The organism is [Ruminococcus] lactaris ATCC 29176, from assembly GCF_025152405.1.
In the GTDB taxonomy this organism is placed as follows: Bacteria; Bacillota; Clostridia; order Lachnospirales; family Lachnospiraceae; genus Mediterraneibacter; species Mediterraneibacter lactaris.
The window spans coordinates 1,101,060-1,123,470 of the sequence record NZ_CP102292.1; the positions used below are offsets into that span (position 1 = coordinate 1,101,060).

Below are 22,411 nucleotides of genomic sequence, written 5' to 3' on the forward strand. Positions count from 1 at the left end.
CACATACTAAAAGCGGATACAGAAGATGTATCCGTTTTTTGTTGGCGAAAGAGGTGTGATCTTATGTGGGATAAAAAATTAAAAAACCGGACGATAAAAAAGAAACTTTCCAGATGGATGACTGTGGTGTGCAGTTTTCTTCTGGCTGTGGGACTGGGCTTTTCCGTCGGAAGTGCGGCGGCAGAATATTTCCCGGAAAGCAGGGAAACCCAGGCACAGACGAAAGCAGTGCAGACGAAAAAAGTATCTGTGGGAGGTATGCCGGCAGGAATTTATATGGAAACGGACGGAGTACTGATTCTTGATACGCAGCAGATAAAAGGAATCGATGGGAAAATGTACGAACCGGCACAGGGAATGGTGAAAAGCGGAGACTATATCAAAGCAGTCAATCAGAAAGAAATCTGTGGAAAAAAAGAACTGCTGAAAGAACTGGAAAAGCTTTCCGGTGAGAAGGTGGAACTGACAGTAAGGAGAGGGGGAAAACTGGAAAAGATCGTTCTGCAGGCAGTGGAGACCGCGGTCGGTGAATATAAGCTGGGAATCTGGGTGAGGGATAATGTACAGGGTCTTGGAACTGTTACATTTCTGACAGAACAGAATGAGTTCGGAGCTTTGGGACATGGGATTCATGATACAGATACAAATGGACTGATGGAAATTTCCGGAGGAAAGCTTTACAGGACAACGATTCAGAATGTGGTAAAAGGAAGCAGTGGAAATCCGGGAACAATGGAAGGAATGATCGTCTATAACCGCTATAATCTGCTTGGAACGATCGAAAAAAATACCGATGCAGGGATTTATGGCAGACTGGATAAAACCGAGGAGCTTTTTGGAAAAAAAGAACTGGTTGAAACTGCGGCAAAAGAGGAAATCGTGACAGGACCGGCAAAGATGAGGTGTTTTCTGGAAGATGAAGTCAGGGAATTTGACATTGAAGTGATGAAGGTGGATCAGGAAACTGCAGAGATCAATAAAGGAATGATGATCCGGGTGACGGATGAAGAACTGCTTGAAAAAACCGGAGGAATCATTCAGGGGATGAGCGGCAGTCCGATCCTTCAGAACGGAAAACTGATCGGGGCGGTGACGCACGTATTTGTCATGGATTCGACAAAAGGTTACGGCATTTTTGCGGAAACAATGCTGGAACAGTTGAAATGACGAGAATCGTCGAGAACGCTGTCGAATTACTGCTACAAAATCTGCTTGATTCTGCAAGGTGCAGGGGAATATAATAAGCGAGTGGCGTTTTCAAAAGAAGTTCTCATGACCTGAAGGGGAGAAGAGAATGAATCATTTGAGTGTTGCCATCGCTGACGATAATCAGAAAATCTTAGATCTGCTGGAAAAGGTGATCGGGACGGATCAGGAACTGGATCTGGTCGGAAAGGCGAAAAATGGTGAGGAGATGTGTCGGATCATTAAAGAAAAAAATCCTGATGTGGTTCTTCTCGACCTGATTATGCCGAAAATGGACGGACTGACTGTCATGGATCAGATCAATCAGGATAAAAGTGTCAGTAAACGTCCATATTTTATTGTTATTACAGCGGTGGGACAGGAAAAGATTACAGAAGATGCTTTTAATAAAGGTGCAAATTACTATATTATGAAACCGTTTAATAACAGAATGTTGTTGGAACGGATCAAATTCGTAAGAAAAATGACTCACGGAACAGAACGCAGACCGGAAGAACTGGTGACCGGGCAGACTCCGGGAGGAGAAAATCTGGAGAACAGAGTGACCAATATGCTGCATGAGATCGGGATTCCGGCACATATCAAAGGATATCATTATCTGCGGGATGCGATCATGATGGCAGTGGAAGACATGGATGTCCTGAATGCGATCACGAAGATTCTCTATCCTACCGTTGCTAAAAAATATCAGACGACATCAAGCCGGGTCGAACGGGCAATCCGGCATGCTATCGAGGTGGCATGGAGCCGTGGAAAATTAGATACACTGGATGAACTGTTCGGTTATACAGTCAGTACAGGAAAAGGAAAACCTACAAATTCGGAATTTATCGCATTGATCGCGGATACGATCCAACTGGAATATAAGCATGGAAAATAGGGGATAAATACTGGAAAATACTTTGCATTACAGAAAAAATGCGGTATAATATTTGTAATTCATCGTCGGAAAATGCGGCGTAAGCGAAAAACGGAGGATAGTAATATGAAAAATATTTTATTTGCTTCTTCAGAATGTGTTCCTTTTATTAAGACCGGAGGCCTTGCAGATGTTGTGGGATCGCTCCCGAAGGATTTTGATAAGGAGAAGTATGATGTACGGGTTGTCATTCCAAAATATATGTGCATGAAGCAGGAATGGAAAGAAAAGCTGGAGTATATTACAAACTTTTACATGGATATTGCCGGACAGAGCCAGTATGTGGGGATTTTCAGACTGGTACACGACGGTGTGACATTTTACTTTATTGATAATGAGTATTATTTTTCAGGATTTGCACCGTATGATGGCGATCCGAAGTGGAATATCGAGAAGTTTGCATTCTTCTCAAAGGCAGTGCTGAGTATCCTTCCGGTGATCGGGTTCCGGCCGGAGCTGATCCACTGTCATGACTGGCAGACCGGTCTGATTCCGGTTTATCTGGACAATTTCAGATACCTTGGAGAGTACTACAGAGGCATCAAGACGGTCATGACGATACATAATCTGAAGTTCCAGGGGGTATGGGATACAAAAGCAGTACAGAAAATTACAGGGCTGCCGGATTATTATTTTGCACCGGATAAAATGGAGGCATATAAGGATGCAAACCTTCTGAAAGGCGGTATCGTTTACGCAGATAAAGTGACAACGGTAAGCCGCAGCTATGCAGAAGAGATCAAGACCTCTTTCTATGGTGAGGGACTGGAAGGCCTGATGAATGCCAGAGCCAATGACCTGTGGGGAATTGTCAACGGACTGGATTATAATGACTGGAATCCGGATACAGACTACCGTCTTGCAAAGAACTTTAATATTAGCAATTTCAGGCGGAACAAGCCGGCAAATAAGATGGCATTACAGGAAGAACTGGGACTGGATCAGGACAGCCATGTGATGCTGATCGGAATTGTATCCCGTCTGACAGACCAGAAGGGATTTGACCTGATCGATTATATGATGGATGAGATGTGCCAGGATGCGGTACAGATCGCAGTGCTTGGTACGGGAGACCCAAAGTATGAGAATATGTTCCGCCACTTTGCATGGAAGTATTCAGGAAAGGTTTCTGCGAATATTTTCTATTCGGATGATCTTTCCCACCGGTTCTATGCAGGATGTGATGCATTTCTGATGCCGTCTTTATTTGAACCATGTGGACTGAGCCAGCTGATGAGTCTGCGTTATGGTACACTGCCGATCGTCAGAGAGACAGGAGGACTGAAAGATACTGTTGAGCCTTATAATGAGTTTGAAAAGACAGGAACAGGTTTCAGTTTCACGAATTATAATGCACATGAGATGTTGAATACAGTCCGTTATGCAGAGCGGATTTACTATGATAAAAAGAGAGACTGGAATAAGATTGTAGAACGTGCAATGAGCCAGGACTTCTCATGGCAGAATTCTGCACGACAGTATGAAGAGCTTTACAAGAGCCTGATAGGAGAATAAAAGGAGTTTACAACCAGATGAAGATCATTGACAGATTGAATGAAGACAGAATAAATATATCTTTTGAGGTGTTCCCACCGAAGACGGATGCGGGGTTTGCAAATGTGCAGCGTGCGACGGATGAGATCGCAAAGCTGGATCCATCTTACATCAGTGTGACGTACGGAGCAGGTGGAGGTACAAGTAAGAATACAGCGAAGATCGCATCCCATATCAAGGACGATCTGCACGTACTCAGTCTTGCACATCTGACCTGTGCTTCTTCCACAAAAGAAGAAGTGCGTGAGGTGATCCGGAATTTAAAGGAGCTTGGCATAGAGAATATTCTTGCTCTGCGTGGAGACATCCCGGAGGGAATGAAGTTCCCGGATGGAGACCGTTTCCATTATGCATATGAGCTGGTGGAGGAGATCCGAAAACAGGGAGATTTCTGTATCGGTGCAGCGTGCTATCCGGAAGGTCATGTGGAGAATGAGCATAAGGAAGATGATATCCGCTTTTTAAAACAGAAAGTGGACTGCGGTGTTGATTTCCTTACAACGCAGATGTTCTTCGACAATGATATCCATTATAATTTCCTTTACAGGATCAGGGAAGCCGGGATCACAGTCCCGGTTCTCCCGGGGATTATGCCGATCACAAGTGCGGCTCAGATGAAGAGAAGCCAGGAGCTTTCAGGAACTGTATTTCCAAGAAGATTTCTTGCATTGCTTGACCGTTTCGGAAGTTCACCGGAAGCAATGATGCAGGCGGGAATTGCTTATGCAACGGATCAGATCATTGATCTTCTGGCAAATGGAGTAAAAAATATCCATATTTATTCTATGAACAAACCGGAAGTCGCAACCAAGATCATGAGCAATATTTCTGAAATCATTAAGTGTTAAGAAAGTGAAATACCAGATGAGTGAGATGGACAAAAAGAGACGTGAGGCAATTCGCTATCTGGGGTTCGGACGAAATGCGGCAGACGAAAGGACTTATGAACTGATCGAAGCGTCTTTTGACGATCTGAACAGGGAAGCAAGTCCGAGATTCGTCTACCGCATTTTTGATTTGGATCATAGTGTGGATGGCTTATTGCGGGTCGGGACAATGGAAATACAGAGTAAAAGTCTGTTGAGAAACCTCAAAGGATGCGGACAGGTTGTTCTGTTTGGGGCGACACTGGGAGCCGGGGCGGACAGGCTGATCCGCCGGGTATCTCTTACCGATATGGCAAGGGCGGTTGTACTCCAGGCATGTGCTGCTGCAGAGCTGGAAGAGTATTGTGATGAACAGCAGAAAAAGATCAGCACAGAGCTGGAAAAAAGTGGATTGTATCTTCGGCCAAGGTTCAGCCCTGGATATGGGGACTTCCCGATCGAGTTCCAGGAGCCGATCATGAGGATGTTGGATTGTGCAAAGAAGATTGGTCTTACGATGACAGACAGCTATATGATGAGTCCGACGAAGTCTGTGACTGCGATCATAGGGATCAGCACAGAGAAAGAAAGATGCCCGATCTCAGGCTGTGAAGCCTGTGGAAAAAAGGACTGTGCATACCGCAGGTAAGGCAACAAAAGTAAAAGGATATGAAGGCAGCCGAAAGGCGAAGCCGGGAACAGATACAAAGAAAAGGCAGGAAGGATAAAGACAGATGTTACGAGAACGGCTGGGAAAAGAGTTATTATATTTTGACGGAGGAATGGGAACGCTGTTACAGGAGCGTGGACTGCAGCCGGGAGAACTCCCGGAGACATGGAATCTGCTGCACGCGGAAGAAATCCGTGAGATCCACAGAAAATATATTGAAGCTGGAAGTGACATTGTACTGACGAATACGTTTGGTGCAAACGCATTAAAGTTTCATGATGATGCATATTCTCTGGAAGAGATTGTCAATGCTGCAGTCGGCCATGTAAAGGCTGCAGCAGAACAGGCGGGAAATGGACGGAGAATCTATACTGCACTGGATATCGGTCCGACCGGAAAGCTCTTGAAACCAATGGGAGATTTGGATTTTGAGACTGCTTATGAAGCTTATAAAGAAGTGATGATCTATGGAGAAAAAGCAGGAGCTGACCTGATCCATATCGAGACGATGAGCGATACGTATGAACTGAAGGCTGCGGTTCTTGCAGCAAAAGAAAATACGTCGCTTCCTGTTTTTGCGACCACGATCTTTGATGAAAGAGGAAAGCTTCTGACAGGTGCGGATGTGCCATCAGTAGTGGCATTGCTGGAAGGACTGCGGGTGGACGCATTCGGGATCAACTGCGGAATGGGACCAGAACAGATGATTCCAATTCTGGAACAGATCACAAAATATTCTTCCCTGCCTGTTATTGTAAAGCCAAATGCAGGACTTCCGAAGCAGAAGAACGGGCAGACTTATTATGATGTTTCACCGGAAGAGTTCGCGGAAGTCATGAAGAAAATTGTGGAAATGGGAGCTGTTGTCATCGGTGGATGCTGCGGAACGACGCCGGATCATATCAAAGCGATGGCAGATGCCTGCCGTATGATCCCGATAAAGCCGGTAGAAAAAAAGAACTTTACCATGGTATCGTCCTATGGACAGAGTGTCTTTCTCGGTACGGGATCAAAGATCATCGGTGAGCGTATCAATCCGACCGGAAAGAAGCGGTTTAAGCAGGCACTGAAAGAGCATGACTTGGATTATATCTTAAGAGAGGGGATTACCCAGCAGGATAACGGGGCACATATTCTGGATGTGAATGTGGGACTCCCGGATATTGATGAACCGGCACTGATGAAAGAAGTGGTGCAGGAACTTCAGAGCGTTACAAGTCTTCCGCTTCAGATTGATACCGTTGATGTGGAAGCGATGGAGGGTGCGTTAAGGATTTATAATGGAAAGGCGATGGTCAATTCTGTCAGCGGAAAGCAGGAGTCTATGGACAAAGTATTTCCACTGATCCAGAAATACGGAGGAGTCGTGATCGGACTTGCACTGGATGAGAACGGAATCCCGGCAGATGCCGAGGGAAGAGTGCAGGTTGCAAAGAAGATCATTGCAGAAGCGGCAAAGTATGGGATCGAAAAGAAAGATATCGTCATTGACGCACTGGCAATGACCATTAGTTCTGAACCGGAAGGTGCAAAGATCACGCTGGAGACACTGAGAAGGCTCAGGGATGAAGTTGGAGTCTGCACGGTACTGGGAGTATCTAATATTTCATTCGGACTTCCAAGCCGTCCGATCGTCAATTCCATTTTCTATACCATGGCAATGCAGAATGGATTGAGCGTGGGAATCATCAATCCGGGTTCAGAGGATATGATGAAAGCATGGTATGCATTTCATGCCCTGATGGCTCTGGACAGTAACTGTGAGAAATATATTGCAAGGTATGCACAGCAGCCGGGAACGACTCCGGTACAGGCAGCAGGCGGAAAGCATACGATGACATTGCAGAGTGCGATCGAGAGAGGACTGAAAGAAGAAGCCAGTTCGATCACGGCAGAACTGGCAGAGCAGAAAGATGCACTGGATATCATTAATGAAGAACTGATCCCGGCTCTGAACAATGTAGGTGAGGGATTTGAAAAAGGAACTGTATTCCTTCCACAGCTTCTGATGAGTGCAGAGTCTGCAAAGAGTGCATTTGCAGTACTCAAAGAAAGAATGGATCAGAGCGGGGAAGTACAGGAGAAAAAAGGAAAGGTCATCCTTGCGACAGTCAAGGGAGATATCCACGATATCGGAAAGAATATCGTAAAAGTCCTGCTGGAAAATTACAGTTTTGATGTGATCGATCTCGGAAAAGATGTTCCGCCGGAAAAGGTAGTTGAGACGGTTCTTGAGCAGGATGTCCATTTAGTTGGCCTGAGTGCCCTGATGACAACGACGGTTGTAAGTATGGAAGAGACAATCCGCCAGTTGCGGGAAAAAGCCCCGGATTGCCTGGTGATGGTAGGAGGAGCTGTGCTGAATCAGGAATATGCTGATATGATCGGAGCAGATTTTTATGGAAAAGATGCCATGCAGTCCGTACATTATGCACAGAAGGTATTCAGTTGAGTTATGCACAGAAGGTGTTCAGTCGAGCCACTTTACAAAAGTGGACTGCTATGATATATTTTAAGTTAGGCTTTTTGAGCAAAAGAGGAGGATGATGTATGCAGCCATACGGAGTAAACCAATTAAGGAAAATGTTTTTGGAGTTCTTTGAGAGCAAGGGACATCTTGTGATGAAGAGCTTTTCTTTAGTACCGCATAATGATAAGAGTCTTCTCCTGATCAATTCAGGAATGGCTCCGCTGAAACCATATTTTACAGGACAGGAGATCCCTCCGAGAAGAAGAGTGACTACCTGCCAGAAGTGTATCCGTACAGGAGATATTGAAAATGTAGGAAAGACAGCACGCCATGGTACATTTTTTGAGATGCTTGGAAATTTCTCTTTCGGGGATTATTTTAAGAATGAAGCCATCGAGTGGTCATGGGAATTTCTGACAGAAGTAGTAGGACTTGACCCGGACAGACTTTATCCGTCAGTCTATGAAGAGGATGATGAAGCATTTGATATCTGGAATAAGAAGATGGGAATCCCTGCAGAGCGTATTTTCCGTTTCGGTAAGGAAGATAACTTCTGGGAGCATGGTTCAGGCCCGTGTGGTCCATGTTCAGAGATTTATTACGACCGTGGAGAAAAGTATGGATGTGGAAAACCGGGATGTACAGTCGGATGCGAATGTGACCGTTATATGGAAATTTGGAACAACGTATTCAGCCAGTTTAATAATGACGGACATGGAAATTATACCGATCTGATCCAGAAGAATATTGATACAGGTATGGGACTGGAGCGTCTGGCATGTATCGTACAGGATGTAGATTCCATGTTCGATATCGATACAATGAAGGCTCTGCGTGACCATGTATGCCGCCTTTCAGGAAAACAGTACGGAACAGATCACGAGACAGATGTCTCTCTGCGTGTCGTTACAGATCATGTCCGTTCCGTGACATTTATGATCTCAGACGGAATCCTTCCATCCAACAGCGGACGTGGATATGTTCTTCGTCGTCTGTTAAGACGTGCATGCCGTCACGGAAAGCTGCTCGGAATCGAGGGAGCGTTCCTTGTAGAACTTGCTACAACTGTGATCGAAGGATCAAAGGACGGATATCCGGAGCTGGAAGAAAAGAAAGAGTTTATCTTTAATGTGATTGCAAAGGAAGAGGCGAACTTCAATAAGACGATCGATCAGGGACTTGCGATCCTTGCAGATATGGAAGCTGAGATGGAGAAGAAGGGCGAGAAAGTTCTCTCCGGCGAGAATGCATTCCGCCTTTATGATACCTATGGATTCCCGATTGATCTGACAAGTGAGATCCTGGAGGAAAAAGGTCTGACTTATGATGAAGAAGGCTTCAAAAAGGCTCAGGAAGAACAGCGTGCCAAGTCAGAGGGAACATTCGGAACTCATTCCTATACAGGAAAAGAAGTATCTGTCTATGATGAACTGGATGCAGAGATCGGAACAGAATTTGTAGGATACGATCATCTTACATTTGATTCAAAAGTTTCCGCACTGACTACAGAGGATGAGATCGTGGATGCTCTGTCTGACGGAGAAAAGGGAACGATCATTGTTGAGCAGACCCCGTTCTATGCAACGATGGGTGGACAGGAAGCTGACAAGGGAGTGATCCGGACAGCAGAAGGTGAGTTTGTTGTAGAGGATTGTATCCACCTTGCAGGAACAAAGGTCGGACATATCGGCCATGTGACAAAGGGTATGATCAAGATCGGTGATACTGTGACATTGGAGGTTAATGCAAAGAACAGGGCTCTGACTGAAAGAAACCACAGTGCGACGCATCTGCTTCAGAAAGCACTTCGTACTGTACTTGGAAGTCATGTTGAGCAGGCTGGATCTTTTGTAAATGAAGACAGACTTCGTTTTGACTTTACTCATTTTTCCGCAGTGACTCCGGAAGAGTTGAAGAAAGTAGAAGAGATTGTGAATGAGCAGATCCAGAATGCCCTTGAAGTAGTTACAAAGAATCTGCCGATTGAAGAGGCAAGGAAGACCGGTGCTCAGGCTTTGTTTGGCGAGAAGTACGGTGACGTTGTACGTGTAGTAGACATGGGTGGATTTTCAGTTGAATTTTGTGGAGGAACCCATGTGAAAAATACATCTGAGATCATGGCACTTAAGATTATCTCAGAGAGTGGTGTGGCAGCCGGTGTACGCCGTATAGAGGCTCTGACATCAGACGGTCTTATGAAGTATTATGCAGAAATGGAGCATCTCCTGAAAGAAGCTGCCCAGCTTATAAAGGCTTCCCCTGAGAATCTGGCTGAGAAGATCACACATCTGCAGGCAGAGAATAAAGCTCTGAAGGGAGAAGTGGACAGCTTAAAGAGCAAAATGGCACAGGAAGCAGCAGGCAATGTCCTGGATCGGGTAAAAGAAGTGAAGGGTGTGAAACTTCTTGCTGCTCAGCTTGACGGAGTTGATATGAATGAACTTCGTGAACTGGGAGACCAGTTTAAAGAGAAACTGGGAGAAGGCGTGGTTGTTCTTGCATCCGGAAATGAAGGAAAAGTAAGTCTGATGGCAACCGTAACAAATGGTGCCATGAAACAGGGAGCCCATGCAGGTAACCTTGTGAAGGCGATCGCAGGTCTTGTCGGTGGTGGCGGTGGCGGACGTCCGAATATGGCACAGGCCGGTGGTAAGAACCCGGCAGGTATTGCACAGGCACTTGAGAAAGCAGAAGAAGTCCTCGCAGAGCAGATCCATTAAGCTGCAAAAGCCTGACTTATAAAAATATACAAAATTCTTAACTTTTTTGAATAAAAAGAGTTGACGGAAGAAAAAATTATGGTATAATAATTAGCAGTGCAATAAATATACCCGAACAGTCGTATGATGCACAATACAAGGCTGGAGGGGAGGTTAGGTGTGAGACTATGTCAAATGTAATCGTTAAAGAAAACGAAACGTTAGATAGTGCCTTACGCAGATTCAAAAGAAACTGTGCAAAGGCTGGCATTCAGCAGGAAATTCGTAAGAGAGAGCATTACGAAAAGCCAAGCGTAAGACGTAAAAAGAAATCTGAAGCTGCTAGAAAACGTAAATATAACTAATATGTGCAGATGAGCGGAGTACCGGAATGGTGCTTCGCTTTTTTATATGTCGGGAAAAATTTCATGATATAAAAAGGTGTTGATATCTTAAAGCTATGCAGGGAAATAAAATGCTGCAGACGGTCAAAACTTTTCCTGATAAAAATTAGAGGAATTATAGGAAGATGAATTTTGTCAGTATTGTTTATGCAATTTCAGTGGCTTAAAGTGATAAAACTTTAAAATGATGCAATAAATTGTTGACAATCTTTCATTTAGATTTTAAAATAAACGAGTAGACAAAGAAGTCTCAAGCGAACGCGGCAGACAACAGGTCTTCGCGTTATATTTATTTTAGGAGGTAGTTGAGAAATGTCATACGTTGATGAAGTGATTGAATTAGTCGTAAAGAAAAACCCGGCTGAGCCGGAATTCCATCAGGCAGTAAAAGAGGTACTGGAATCTCTTCGTGTTGTGATCGAGGCAAATGAAGAAAAATTCCGCAAAGAAGCTCTTCTTGAGAGACTTGTAGAGCCTGAAAGACAGATCAAATTCCGTGTTCCGTGGGTAGATGATAACGGACAGGTACAGGTTAATACAGGATACCGTGTACAGTTCAACAGTGCGATCGGACCATACAAAGGAGGTCTTCGTCTTCATCCATCCGTAAACCTTGGTATTATCAAATTCCTTGGTTTTGAGCAGATTTTCAAGAACTCTCTTACAGGACTTCCGATCGGCGGAGGTAAAGGTGGATCTGATTTCGATCCTAAGGGAAAATCTGACAGAGAAGTAATGGCATTCTGCCAGAGCTTTATGACAGAGCTCTGTAAATATATTGGTGCTGATACTGATGTTCCTGCAGGAGATATCGGTACAGGTGCAAGAGAGATCGGATATATGTTCGGTCAGTACAAGAGAATCCGTGGACTGTATGAAGGTGTTCTTACAGGAAAAGGTCTTACATACGGTGGATCTCTTGCACGTACAGAAGCAACAGGATATGGTCTTCTGTATCTGACAGAGGAACTTCTGAAACTTAATGGAATCGAGCTTGTAGGTAAGACGGTAGCAGTTTCAGGATCAGGAAATGTTGCAATTTACGCTACAGAAAAAGCACAGCAGCTTGGTGCAAAAGTTGTTACTGTAAGTGATTCTACAGGATGGGTATATGATCCAGAAGGAATCGACGTTGCAGCCCTCAAAGAGATCAAGGAAGTAAACCGTGCAAGACTGACAGAGTACAAGAAGTATCGTCCGAACTCAGAGTATCATGAGGGAAGAGGCGTATGGAATGTGAAGGTTGATATCGCTCTTCCATGTGCTACACAGAACGAGCTGCACCTTGAGGATGCACAGGCACTTGTTGCGAACGGATGCATCGCAGTTTGCGAGGGTGCTAACATGCCTACGACTCTGGAAGCTACAGAGTACCTGCAGAAAAATGGTGTGATTTTTGCACCTGGTAAAGCAGCTAACGCTGGTGGAGTTGCTACATCCGCACTTGAGATGTCACAGAACAGTGAGCGTCTGAGCTGGACATTTGAAGAAGTTGACAGCAAGCTGAAAAATATCATGGTTAATATTTGCCATAATATGTCTGATGCAGCTGAGAAATACGGCTTCAAGGGCAACTACGTTGTAGGTGCTAACATTGCCGGATTTGAAAAGGTTGTAGATGCAATGACAGCTCAGGGAATCGTTTAAGATTCAGAGAAAGTGATCAATTCGCCCGGGAAATGCAGGTTTCCCGGGTTTTTCTTTTTGTTAAAAGATATTAAAGCTTTATGAAAAAAGGATAAAGTTTATTGACAATTTAGAATAGAATCTTTATTATATCTAATAAATAAGAGGGAGTAACTGGCACTTTTTAATAAGTGTTTGCGATGTCGCCAGAACCGATGGAATTTAGCATCCGTATCGTGATTAAATAGTGAGACTTTTATTGCATATCGAGGTGCAATAAAAGTCTCATTTTTTATACAAGAGAATACAGAAGCAGGTATCGGTGGCAGGTTTGCTATCTTATAATTATGAGGTAAATGCAGGAGGAGCAAAAATGAGATCATATTATCAAATGTCAGGTGAAGAAGTGCTGCAGGAAGTAAATGGCTCTTTAGAACCGCTTACGAATGAACAGGTGAGAGAACATCAGGAACAGTATGGACCGAATGAATTGGTCGAGGGAAAGAAAAAGACGATCTTACAGATCTTTTTGGAACAATATAAGGACTTTCTGGTCATTATTCTGATCATTGCTGCGGTGGCATCAGGATTTATGGGAGATGTGGAGAGTGCCGCAGTTATCCTGATCGTGATTACGATGAATGCAATACTGGGGACAGTGCAGACGATCAAGGCAGAACAGTCACTGGCAAGTCTGAAGAAGCTTTCCGGGCCGGAGGCGAAGGTGCTAAGAGACGGGGCAGTTGTGCAGATCCCTTCCGCAGAAGTGACAGTAGGAGATATTGTGATGCTGGAAGCAGGAGATTATATTCCGGCAGACGGAAGGCTTTTAGAGTGTGCCAGCATGAAAGTGGATGAAAGTGCATTGACAGGAGAAAGCCTGGGAGTAGAAAAGACAACGACGATTATAAAAGAAGAAAATGTACCACTTGGAGACCGGGTGAATATGGTTTATTCGGGCAGTTTTGTCACTTATGGAAGAGGTTCATTTCTTGTAACTGAGATCGGAATGGAGACAGAGGTTGGAAAGATCGCAGGACTTCTGAAGAATACTTCAGAAAAGCGGACTCCATTGCAGGTGAACCTGGATCAGTTCGGACAAAAGCTTTCCATCCTGATTCTTGTATTCTGTGGTATTTTGTTCGGAATCAGTATCCTGCGGGGAGATAATATCGGAGATGCATTTTTATTTGCAGTAGCTCTTGCAGTTGCAGCAATTCCGGAGGCTCTGAGTTCGATTGTGACCATTGTGCTTTCCTTCGGTACGCAGAAGATGGCAAAGGAACATGCAATCATCAGAAAATTGCAGGCAGTGGAAGGCCTTGGAAGTGTATCGGTTATCTGTTCAGATAAGACGGGAACACTGACGCAGAATAAAATGACCGTGGAAGATTACTACGTGGATGAAAAGAGTATTCCTGCCGGTGCAGTAGATCTGACAGACAGTTCACAAAGCCGTCTGATGATCAGCAGTATTCTCTGCAACGATGCAACCAATGCGGATGGTATTGAGATTGGAGATCCGACTGAGACAGCACTTTTAAATCTTGCAAGTGGGCTGGGGATGGATCCGGAGGAGGTTCGGAAAAAGTATCCAAGAGAAAGTGAAAACCCGTTTGACAGCGACCGAAAACTGATGGCGACCAAGCATATGTTGAACGGAATCCCGACGATGATCGTAAAAGGAGCTGTGGATGTGCTGCTGGACAGGACAGATCTGATCCAGTTGGGAGATGAAGTGTATGAGATCACGAGGGAGGACCGTGCAAGGATTGAGGCACAAAACCGGAAGTATTCAGAAGAGGGACTTCGTGTACTTGCTTTTGCATATAAAGTTGTGTCAGATGAGATGGAACTGACGCTTCAGGACGAGGATCACCTGATATTCCTGGGACTGGTTGCCATGATGGATCCACCGAGGGAAGAGTCCGCTGCTGCGGTTGCCGAGTGCAAGAGGGCAGGAATCCGTCCAATCATGATCACGGGAGATCATAAAGTAACAGCAGCGGCGATTGCAAAAAGGATTGGGATTTTGAAAGAAGAATCTGAAGCATGTGAGGGATCTCAGATCGACCGGATGTCGGATGAGGAGCTGAAGGATTTTGTAGAAGGAATTTCTGTATATGCAAGAGTGTCACCGGAACATAAGATCCGGATTGTGCGGGCATGGCAGGAAAAAGGAAATATCGTTTCCATGACGGGGGATGGTGTGAATGATGCACCGGCATTGAAGCAGGCAGATGTAGGTGTTGCAATGGGAATTACCGGAAGTGAAGTGTCCAAGGACGCTGCAGCGATGATCCTGACAGATGATAATTTTGCTACGATTGTGAAGGCGGTTGAGAATGGAAGAAATCTTTACAGGAATATCAAATTTGCCATTCAGTTTTTATTATCAGGAAATTTCGGGGCGATCCTGGCAGTACTGGTTGCGTCAATTTTTGCACTTCCTGTTCCGTTTGCACCGGTGCATTTACTTTTTATCAATCTGCTGACGGACAGTCTTCCGGCGATCGCACTGGGACTTGAGCCACATTCCAAAGCTGTGATGGAAGAGAAACCAAGACCGTTGAATGAGTCAATCCTTACGAAAGACTTTTTGCTGAGGATCGCAGTGGAGGGAGTATCTGTCTGTGCAACAACCATGACGGCATTTCTGATCGGGTACAGGGATGGAAATGCACTGCTGGCGAGTACGATGGCATTTGCAACACTCTGTTCGGCAAGACTGTTCCATGGATTCAACTGTAAATCGAACAAACCGGTTGTATTTACAAAGAAAGTGGCAGATAATAAGTATCTGATCGGTGCATTTGCACTGGGAATTCTGCTGGTGACGGCAGTCGTTATGATCCCTGGACTGCATACGATTTTTAAAGTACAGACACTGAGCTTCACACAGCTCTTTACTGTGTATGGGCTTGCGGCATTGAATATACCAGTGATTCAGTTATTGAAAGCAATCTGGGTAAAAGCAGGGAAATAGAACTGGATCTTCAGATATAGAATGACAGAACGAAGGAGGAGTCAAGTTGAAAAAAGTAGAGAAACCCAAAAAACCCCTGATATTTTATTACCTGATTGCTCTGGTGATACTGATACTGCTTAATACATTTCTTTTTCCCAATCTGATGAATCATCATAAAGTAAAAGATGTAGATTACGGTACATTTCTTACGATGGTTGATAAAAAAGAAGTGTCCAAAGTAGAGTTAAATGGCGATACGATTTATTTTACGGATAAATCGGCTGAGCCAAATTACTATGAGACAACGACGTTTGAAGACCCGGATCTTGTAAACCGGCTGGAAGAAGCTGGATGTGAATTTGGAAGAATTGCACAGGAAGAGATGAATCCGCTTGTCAGTTTCCTGCTTGTATGGGTTCTGCCAATCGTGATTTTCTGGGTATTGGGACAGTTCCTTGCAAAGCGTCTGATGAAAAAGATGGGGGGAGGTACTGCCGGAAATCCATTTATGCAGTTCGGAAAAAGCAATGCCAAAGTATATGTTGAGTCTACGACAGGAATTACATTTAACGATGTTGCAGGGGAAGATGAGGCAAAAGAACTGCTGACAGAAATCGTGGATTTTCTTCATAATCCAAAGAAATATCAGGAAATTGGAGCCGTCTGCCCGAAAGGTGCACTTCTTGTCGGACCTCCCGGTACAGGTAAGACGCTGCTTGCAAAGGCGGTGGCAGGAGAAGCAAATGTTCCATTTTTCTCAATGTCAGGTTCTGAATTTGTTGAAATGTTCGTCGGTATGGGTGCTTCTAAGGTAAGAGATCTTTTCAAGCAGGCAAATGAAAAAGCTCCTTGTATCGTGTTCATTGATGAGATTGATACGATTGGTAAGAAAAGAGATAATGCCGGATATGGAGGAAATGATGAGCGTGAGCAGACGCTGAACCAGCTTTTGACGGAGATGGATGGATTTGATGCATCCAAGGGTGTTGTGATTCTTGCGGCAACGAACCGTCCCGACAGTCTTGATCCGGCACTTTTAAGACCGGGAAGATTTGACCGGCGGATTCCGGTGGAACTTCCTGACCTGAAAGGAAGAGAAGAAATCCTGAAAGTTCATGCGAAAAAGGTCAGACTGGGAGATGACATTGACTTTAACGCGATCGCAAGAGCAGCATCCGGGGCATCCGGAGCGGAGCTGGCGAATATGGTGAATGAAGCGGCATTGCGGGCGGTTCGTGAGAACCGGAAGTTTGTAACACAGGCGGATCTTGAAGAGAGTATTGAGACGGTTATTGCCGGATATCAGAAGAAGAATCAGGTACTTTCCGCAAAAGAAAAACTGATTGTATCTTATCATGAAATCGGACATGCACTGGTTGCCGCATTGCAGACCCATTCTGCACCGGTGACAAAGATTACGATCATTCCGAGAACTTCAGGAGCATTGGGATATACCATGCAGGTAGAAGCGGAAGAGCGGAATCTTATGAGCAAGGAAGAGCTGGTGAATAAGATTGCAACACTGACAGGTGGAAGATGTGCCGAGAAACTGATCTTTGATTCGATCACGACAGGTGCATCCAACGATATTGAACAGGCGACAAAACTGGCACGTGCCATGATCACAAGGTATGGGATGAGCGACCGTTTTGGCATGGTGGCACTGGAAACCCAGAATAATCCATATTTGGGCGGTGACAGTACCTTAAGCTGTTCTCCACAGACGGCTGCCACGATTGATGATATGGTCGTAGAGACAGTCAGGGAAGGGTATGACACAGCGATGGATCTGCTGGAGAAAAATAAGATGAAACTGCATGAACTTGCAAAATATCTTTATGAAAAAGAGACGATCACGGGAGAAGAGTTTATGCAGATCCTGAACCGTAAAGAGATTTCAGGAGAACAAATAAGAACAGAGTCTGAAGATTAGTTAAAGTTTTTCTAAACATAGTGGAAAATGCGGATGAATGTGGTAAAATAAAATCAGATGTGGCGTGCCTCGCGAGTTTCATCGCGGGGCATACTTACTTTATGCAGGGCAGCAATTTTTATTGCTGAAGCAGAAAGAATACAAAAGGAGAATTGATATGTCAGCGGCCAGAAGAAAAAGGAAGCCTGTTGAGGCAGAGGAAAAAAAGAAAAGGATGCCGACGACGCGATATATGCCGGACTACAGAAAGGGACTGACCAGTCAGCAGGTGCAGGAACATAAGCTTCATGGCTGGACGAATCAGGCGGTAGATTCAACATCCAAGACTACAAAGGAGATTGTAAAGGAGAATGTCTTCACGTATTTCAACCTGATCTTTCTTGTACTGGCAGTTTTGCTCTGCCTGGTGGGGTCGTTCAGGGATCTGACATTTCTTCCGGTGATCATTGCCAATACGCTGATCGGAATTATTCAGGAAATCCGGGCGAAAAAGGTACTGGATGATCTTACCATGCTCAATGCTCCTCATGCGATGGTTGTAAGAGATGGGAAAAAATCCATGATCGATGCAGAAGAATTGGTTGTGGATGATATTGTTATTTTTAAGGCAGGAGCTCAGGTCTGTGCGGATGCAGAAGTCTGTGCAGGGGAAGTTCAGGTCAATGAATCACTGCTGACCGGAGAATCCGACGAGATCACAAAGAAAAAGGGATCGAAGCTGATGTCAGGGAGCTTTATTGTTTCAGGACAGTGCCACGCGAGACTTGATAAAGTCGGTGAGGATTCTTATATTTCAAGGCTGACGCTGGAAGCCAAAGAGATGCAGCAGGGAGAGCAGTCGGAAATGATCCGTTCGCTGGATCGTCTTGTAAAGTGCGTTGGAATTGCGATTATTCCGATCGGGATCATCCTTTTTGTACAGGCATTTTTCTTTCAGAATTCCTCGTTCCGATCCAGTGTTACATCCATGGTTGCGGCAGTGATCGGAATGATCCCGGAGGGGCTGTATCTGCTGGCAAGTGTGGCACTGGCAGTCAGTTCTATCAGACTGGCACAGAAAAAGGTGCTGCTGCATGATATGAAATGCATTGAGACACTGGCAAGGGTTGATGTACTTTGCGTGGATAAGACCGGAACCATTACTGAAAATACGATGCAGGTGCAGAAACTGATCCCAACGCAGCAGTATGACCCGGATACAATGAAGCCGCTTGAAACGCTGGTAGGAGATTTTGCAGCCGCTATGACGAAGGATAATATTACGATGGCTGCGGTAAAGGCTTATTTTACTTCTGTATCAGGGGCAAAGCCGGTCGCAAAGACCGGATTTTCCTCAGCGACCAAGTACAGCAGTGTTACTTTTGAAGAAGGGGCATATGTGCTTGGAGCACCGGAATTTGTACTGCTGGATGAGTATGAAGCCTATGAAGCAAAAATAACCAGTCTGGCATCGACCGGTGCAAGAGTACTGGTATTTGGAACTTATGACGGTACGATCGACGGAAAGGCTCTGAGAAATCCAATCTGTCCGCTGGGTTATATCCTGCTTGCAAATCCGATCAGAGAGGCAGCAAAAGAGACGTTTGAGTATTTTACCGAACAAGGGGTGGAGGTAAAAGTCATTTCAGGTGACAATCCGGTTACAGTATCAAAGGTTGCAAAGCAGGCCGGAATAGCAAATGCAGATCAGTACGTGGATGCTTCTGAATTAAAATCCATCAATGATGTAAAGAAAGCAGTACTTGAGAATACAGTCTTTGGAAGAGTAACCCCGAATCAGAAACGGCAGTTCGTTCAGGTACTGAAAGAGGCCGGAAAGACTGTGGCGATGACGGGAGACGGAGTGAATGATGTTCTTGCTTTGAAGGATGCTGATTGCAGTATTGCGATGGCCTCTGGAAGTGAGGCAGCGGCACAGGCATCACAACTGGTACTTCTGGAATCAGATTTTTCGTGTATGCCAGAGGTTGTGCTGGAAGGAAGAAGAGTTGTCAATAATATCCAGCGTTCAGCAAGTTTGTTCCTTGTAAAGAATATTTTCTCATTTTTATTAAGCCTGATGTCAGTTGTATTTATGTTCACGTATCCACTGGAGCCATCGCAGGTTTCCCTGATCAGTATGTTTACGATCGGTATCCCTGCTTTCTTCCTTGCACTGGAACCGAATAAGAATATCATTAAAGGTCATTTCCTTACGAATGTATTCTTGAAAGCACTTCCGGCTGCCATTACCGATGCAGTAGCGGTCGGAGCACTTGTGATTTTTGGAAAAACTTTTGGGGTAGGAGAAACAGATATTTCGACGGCAGCGACAATGCTGCTGGCAATCGTAGGATTTATGATCCTGTATAAGATCAGTGCACCGATGAATATGTTGAGAACTGCGATTCTGACAGGATGTATTGCAGGACTTCTGTTCTGTAGTATTTTCCTGAATGATCTTTTTGCCATTACCGGAATGACGACAAAATGTATCATGCTATTTATCGTATTTGCCATTGCAACGGAACCGGTATTAAGATATCTTACGATTCTGACAGAAAAGATCCGCTCTTTTTATTCGGGACTACGTAGCCGAAAGGCAGAAAAAAAGTAAAAAGAAAACCGTCTGCGAAGAAAAGATAAAAATCTTAACTTTGCAGGCGGTTCTTTTTAAGAAAGTCAGACAGACTTATTGATCGTATCCTGAATAAGACAGAAATCGACGATACTGAGTCCGAAGATTCCAAGAAGGAGATAAAGAATACCGGAACTTCCCTGAACTCCCTTAATAAAATCACATTTCTCTCCCATTTTATACATCCAGTAGAATCCGTAAATACCGCAGGTGATCAGAGAAAAGATAACAACCAAAGCACCACTTGTCGCATTTGTATCACCACAGAGGAGATTGATTTCATCATTTAGCTTCAGCATCCAGTAAATGCCGTAAATTCCGCAGGTAACAATGGAAAGGATAATGCAAAGAGGGATGCTGCGAGGAGTAATCCCGTAGGAAGAACGGAACGGTGTTCCTCCGGTTGACTGGTAATAGTTATTCTGCTGATAATAATTGTTCTGTGTTCCTCCGGTTCCCTGAAAATCAGAAGAACTGTGAGCAGTTCCGTCTGTATTCGGCTGATCGTTAAGGGGAGCACCACACTGGTTGCAGAATGTAGCATGATCGTCAGTAGGATTCCCGCATTTCGGACAAAATTTCATATGTAATGACCTCCTAAAATAATTTGTTTTAATGATAACATAGACAGGACGGTTATACAAGTAATACGTCCGGCTGACTGGACAGATCTGATAGTTTCTTGCTATAATAAGAAAAATGAAAGTGAAAAAGGAGTACAGAAGATGCCAGTATTTGATTTTAATAATGCACCGGATGATAAAAAGCCGGTTGTATGTACATATACCACGTTCTCATCTAATGAGGATCATGCGTCCATTGAAAATCCGATCCTTGTCCTGGATAACAGTAAAAAGGAGTGGAATCACCATTCCTGTGGGATTTTCACGAATCAGAGTAAGCAGACTGCTTTTGAATTTGATGAAGACGGAGGAACGATAAGTGCGGATATTCTGCTTGTGGATGCACGGTTTGTCAGCCTTTTGAAATGGCTGGGAGAAAATCATATCAATGTGCGTTTATCAGGAAAGAATACAGAAAGCGGATATGCCGTGTATCGTATCAGGGAGATCGCATTTGGTGGCGGTACGAAGCTGTCTGCGGAGGATGGATTCCTGCAGTTTATGATTGAGAGACTTTTTGCAAGCAATGCACCTGCGGAAGAAGTAGAAGATGAAGACGGAGAAGAGAACGGGGATGACATGAAGCTGACCAGTATTCAGAGTATTACTGATTTCATGACCTGTGCAGGAAGGACGCTACCGGATAATATCCGTCTCTGGGCGAGAAGAAATCTTGCTGTGGCACGTTCCCATGAGGTGTCGCAGGAAGAACGTCGTCATGCACAGCGGGCATTATCCATTATGATGAATATTCAATGGAAAAATGATTATTTTGAAGCCATTGATCCCGAAGAGGCAAGAAGGATTCTGGATGAAGAGCTTTATGGAATGGAACGCGTAAAGCAAAGGATCATCGAGACGATCATTCAGATCAACAGAACACATACATTGCCGGCATACGGACTGTTGCTGGTAGGTCCTGCAGGAACCGGAAAATCTCAGATTGCCTATGCGGTGGCACGTATTTTAAAATTACCGTGGACAACATTGGATATGAGTTCGATCAATGACCCTGAACAGTTGACAGGAAGTTCCCGTATTTATTCCAATGCGAAGCCAGGAATCATTATGGAGGCCTTTTCCATGGCGGGTGAGTCGAATCTTGTGTTTATTATCAATGAGCTTGATAAGGCAGCTTCAGGAAAGGGAAATGGAAATCCGGCAGATGTGCTTCTGACACTTCTTGATAATCTTGGATTTACGGATAACTATATGGAGTGTATGATTCCGACTGTAGGTGTTTATCCAATCGCAACGGCGAATGATAAGGATCAGATCAGTGCACCGCTAATGTCACGTTTTGCGGTGATTGATATACCGGACTATACTCCGGAGGAAAAGAAGATCATATTCTCTAAATTTGCATTACCAAAAGTACTGAAACGTATGAGCCTGAGAGAAGAAGAGTGCATCATGACAGACGAAGCACTGGATGAGGTGATTGAATTGTATTCCGATACAACAGGAATCCGTGATCTGGAGCAGGCGGCAGAGCATATTGCGGCAAATGCGTTATATCAGATTGAAGTGGAACAGAAAAAGAAAGTTGTATTTGATGCAGAAATGGTAAAAGAGCTGCTGGACTGACTGAAATCAGAAAAAGAAAGCAAGCCGGAATAGAAAGCAAGCCGGAATAGAAAGTAAGAAAAGACCCGGGTGGCAGGGCAGGAAAAGATCTGAAGATCATAAAAATGATTTTCAGATCTTTTTTTTATACCCGGACACACAGAAAAAGCTGCCAGTGCCAGGAAATTCTGCATTTACACCAATGTGCAGACTGTATGGATGCAATATGTGTAGTATTTGTGTCTTTAAAAGTAATTTAAAGTTGATTTAAGGTACGACCGATAAAATGC

At 44.4% G+C, this 22,411-nt stretch carries 14 protein-coding genes; 13 read left to right on the plus strand and 1 reads right to left on the minus strand.

Annotation, left to right across the window (positions count from 1 at the left end):
* The first annotated feature begins 63 nt into the window (after nucleotides 1–63).
* The 12 genes from spoIVB (at nucleotide 64) to NQ541_RS05220 (ending at nucleotide 19,911) form a co-directional block, all read left to right on the plus strand.
* Complete coding sequence (gene spoIVB, locus NQ541_RS05165; RefSeq protein WP_005610138.1) at nucleotides 64–1,167, plus strand: SpoIVB peptidase; 1,104 nt, start codon at nucleotides 64–66, stop codon at nucleotides 1,165–1,167.
* Between the two features lie 127 nt (nucleotides 1,168–1,294).
* A complete protein-coding gene (gene spo0A / locus NQ541_RS05170; RefSeq protein WP_005610135.1) occupies nucleotides 1,295–2,086 on the plus strand; it encodes a sporulation transcription factor Spo0A in 792 nt (263 codons plus the stop codon).
* Nucleotides 2,087–2,191: 105 nt separating this feature from the next.
* Nucleotides 2,192–3,640, plus strand: coding sequence for a glycogen synthase GlgA (gene glgA / locus NQ541_RS05175; RefSeq protein ID WP_044940341.1), 1,449 nt, complete (start codon nucleotides 2,192–2,194; stop codon nucleotides 3,638–3,640).
* A 17-nt stretch (nucleotides 3,641–3,657) separates the two neighbouring features.
* The gene (gene metF, locus NQ541_RS05180) at nucleotides 3,658–4,527 is read left to right on the plus strand and encodes a methylenetetrahydrofolate reductase [NAD(P)H] (protein ID WP_005610129.1); all 870 of its coding nucleotides are present in this window, start codon (nucleotides 3,658–3,660) and stop codon (nucleotides 4,525–4,527) included.
* A 25-nt stretch (nucleotides 4,528–4,552) separates the two neighbouring features.
* Entirely contained in the window at nucleotides 4,553–5,194 is a 642-nt protein-coding gene (locus NQ541_RS05185) for a vitamin B12 dependent-methionine synthase activation domain-containing protein (protein ID WP_023922464.1), read from the plus strand.
* Nucleotides 5,195–5,279: 85 nt separating this feature from the next.
* Nucleotides 5,280–7,667, plus strand: a complete 2,388-nt coding sequence (locus tag NQ541_RS05190) for a homocysteine S-methyltransferase family protein (RefSeq protein WP_005610123.1) — start codon at nucleotides 5,280–5,282, stop codon at nucleotides 7,665–7,667.
* Between the two features lie 98 nt (nucleotides 7,668–7,765).
* A complete protein-coding gene (gene alaS, locus NQ541_RS05195; protein WP_005610119.1) occupies nucleotides 7,766–10,405 on the plus strand; it encodes an alanine--tRNA ligase in 2,640 nt (879 codons plus the stop codon).
* 167 nt (nucleotides 10,406–10,572) lie between these two features.
* On the plus strand, nucleotides 10,573–10,749 hold the full coding sequence (rpsU, locus tag NQ541_RS05200; protein ID WP_004054229.1) for a 30S ribosomal protein S21: 177 nt from the start codon (nucleotides 10,573–10,575) through the stop codon (nucleotides 10,747–10,749).
* Between the two features lie 351 nt (nucleotides 10,750–11,100).
* On the plus strand, nucleotides 11,101–12,435 hold the full coding sequence (gene gdhA, locus NQ541_RS05205) for an NADP-specific glutamate dehydrogenase (protein WP_005610115.1): 1,335 nt from the start codon (nucleotides 11,101–11,103) through the stop codon (nucleotides 12,433–12,435).
* Nucleotides 12,436–12,787: 352 nt separating this feature from the next.
* Entirely contained in the window at nucleotides 12,788–15,400 is a 2,613-nt protein-coding gene (locus NQ541_RS05210) for a cation-translocating P-type ATPase (RefSeq protein WP_044940337.1), read from the plus strand.
* Nucleotides 15,401–15,446: 46 nt separating this feature from the next.
* Nucleotides 15,447–17,315, plus strand: coding sequence for an ATP-dependent zinc metalloprotease FtsH (ftsH, locus tag NQ541_RS05215; protein ID WP_005610111.1), 1,869 nt, complete (start codon nucleotides 15,447–15,449; stop codon nucleotides 17,313–17,315).
* Nucleotides 17,316–17,472: 157 nt separating this feature from the next.
* A complete protein-coding gene (locus NQ541_RS05220; RefSeq protein WP_044940334.1) occupies nucleotides 17,473–19,911 on the plus strand; it encodes a cation-translocating P-type ATPase in 2,439 nt (812 codons plus the stop codon).
* 65 nt (nucleotides 19,912–19,976) lie between these two features.
* On the opposite strand, the gene NQ541_RS05225 is transcribed toward NQ541_RS05220, so the two are convergent.
* Entirely contained in the window at nucleotides 19,977–20,516 is a 540-nt protein-coding gene (locus NQ541_RS05225) for a DUF4234 domain-containing protein (RefSeq protein WP_005610109.1), read from the minus strand.
* Nucleotides 20,517–20,657: 141 nt separating this feature from the next.
* Here NQ541_RS05225 and NQ541_RS05230 point away from each other — a divergent pair, with 141 nt between their 5' ends.
* The gene (locus NQ541_RS05230; RefSeq protein WP_005610107.1) at nucleotides 20,658–22,142 is read left to right on the plus strand and encodes an AAA family ATPase; all 1,485 of its coding nucleotides are present in this window, start codon (nucleotides 20,658–20,660) and stop codon (nucleotides 22,140–22,142) included.
* Nucleotides 22,143–22,411 lie beyond the last annotated feature (269 nt).